Source organism: Psychrobacter sp. 1Y4 (genome assembly GCF_051847555.1).
In genome coordinates this window covers 1-653 of sequence record NZ_JBPYDE010000685.1, presented here as the reverse complement: position 1 = coordinate 653, position 653 = coordinate 1, and the positions used below count along the sequence as shown (strand labels likewise).

The 653-nt window shown below is 41.0% G+C and carries 1 protein-coding gene and 1 pseudogene; both read right to left on the bottom strand.

Annotation, left to right across the window (positions count from 1 at the left end):
- A pseudogene (locus ACS8FC_RS18330) lies at positions 1–508 on the bottom strand (ComF family protein); the annotation flags it as partial.
- A 40-nt stretch (positions 509–548) separates the two neighbouring features.
- On the bottom strand, positions 549–653 hold a 105-nt coding region (locus tag ACS8FC_RS18325), incomplete at its 5' end, for a phospholipase A (protein WP_439297840.1).

The following is a 653-nucleotide window of genomic DNA, read 5'->3' as shown; positions in this document are numbered from 1 at the left end:
ACCCTCGTTTCACTAGACGTTGATTGGTCGTTGGCATGGCAACAATCACGCTATTATTACGATGACAGCCATGTGGCCGAGGTAGCTGGCGTAATGCATGTAACAACAATGGCAATTTTGTCATGTCTTCATGATGCTTAAACGCCCGAATCGCTTGACGGATTGGATATTCATAATAGGTAGATACTTGGATAGATAAGGATCTACCAGCAGCAATGTCAACATCAAAAGGCTGTGGTAGCCATGCGATACTATTATGACAATAAGTGCAGAGTAACCCACTACTTAAGCGGTGATTGATTTGATGATAAATATGAGCAAACGAGGATTGATTGCTTGAAAGGGAAAATTCAGAATGTTCGCTCGATGCGTCATTACTATTAGCATGTGAGTGCTGTATCAATAGCTGAGATTGTGGTGTACTTCGATAAATACGGCATAGCTGGCAGCGTACATTTAAATACTCTGCCAGCCACAGTCCAGTTTGATAAGGCACTAAGCGGTGCATAGACTATTGATTATCATAAATATAGTAAGGCTCGCTTATATTAGAGGCCTTTCCAGTCATTCAGTACGATACCGAAACCAATAGAGGTATTTTCATGATTATAATCAACAATGGACTCGCCATAACCTTGAAATAGCTGCACCAT